This window comes from Deltaproteobacteria bacterium HGW-Deltaproteobacteria-6 (assembly GCA_002840435.1).
Lineage (GTDB): Bacteria > Desulfobacterota > Syntrophia > Syntrophales > Smithellaceae > UBA8904.
Genome location: PHAT01000051.1, coordinates 1 through 1,146, shown reverse-complemented (window position 1 = coordinate 1,146; position 1,146 = coordinate 1). Strand labels below are relative to the sequence as shown.

2 protein-coding genes are annotated in these 1,146 nt (G+C 49.4%); both read right to left on the bottom strand.

What is annotated here, in order from left to right:
- A partial coding sequence (gene pstB / locus CVU71_18760; protein PKN16392.1) for a phosphate ABC transporter ATP-binding protein occupies positions 1-555 on the bottom strand: 555 nt, incomplete at its 3' end.
- 2 nt (positions 556-557) lie between these two features.
- Positions 558-1,146: phosphate ABC transporter, permease protein PstA (gene pstA, locus CVU71_18755; protein PKN16391.1), on the bottom strand; the 589-nt coding region annotated here is incomplete at its 5' end.

Sequence of the window (1,146 nt, the reverse complement as noted above, 5' to 3'; positions counted from 1 at the left end):
GGCGGTGGAAATAGGATCGAGCGCTGAGGTCGGCTCATCCATGAGCAGGACATCCGGTTTCATCGCCAGCGCACGGGCAATGCAGAGCCGCTGCTGCTGACCGCCGGAAAGATTCATGGCGGATTTATTCAAAACATCTTTCACCTCATCCCACAAAACAGACTGCTTCAAGCTCTGTTCCACCAGCGTGTCCAAATCGCCGGCATTTACGCCTGTCAGCTTCGGCCCATAGGCAATATTGTTATAAATCGTTTTCGGAAAGGGATTGGGCTTCTGAAACACCATACCGATTTTGCGGCGGATTTCCACCGGATCGACATCGGGCGCATAAATATTTTTCTCTTCAAAAAGAATTTCTCCTTCGACTCTGGTCCCATCAATCAAATCATTCATGCGGTTCAAAAGCCTCAACAGCGTTGACTTGCCGCATCCTGAAGGTCCGATCAGCGCCGTAACTTTGTTTTTCCCGAACGTCATCGATATATCCGTAAGCGCCCGGCTCTGACCATAATAGAAATTCACATCTTTGAGCTTAATAATCTTATTGATTTCCATGCCTACCACCTTTTATTTCTTCGCATGTAACTTCTGATAATAATCGCAATCAGGTCAATTCCCAGCACGACAGAGACTAAAACAAGCACCGTTCCGAACTGGATGGGACGGGTGGCTTCGATGTTGGTACCCGCTGTAGCCAGGACATAGATATGATACGGCAGGGCCATGACCTCGTCAAAAATCGATCCCGGGAGTTTTGCCGTGAAATACGCGGCAGCTGTGAACATAATCGGGGCCGTTTCGCCCGCAGCTCTACCTATTCCTAATATGGAACCGGTCAGAATACCCGGCATGGCGTTGGGTAAAACGATCCGGTAGGTCGTCTGCCATTTGGAAACACCTAAAGACAGAGATGCTTCACGAAAGGTCTGCGGCACCGATTTGAGAGCTTCCTCTGACGCGCCGATGATTGTCGGTAAGATCAGAAATCCTAACGTCAAAGAACCGGACAGAATGCTCGATCCAAATTTCAGAAAAATGACAAAGAATCCCAAACCGAACAGGCCGAAAACAACCGACGGCACGCCGGCCAGGCAGTTGATGCCCACTTTCAGAAAACGGATAACCCTGCCCTGTTTCGCATATTCC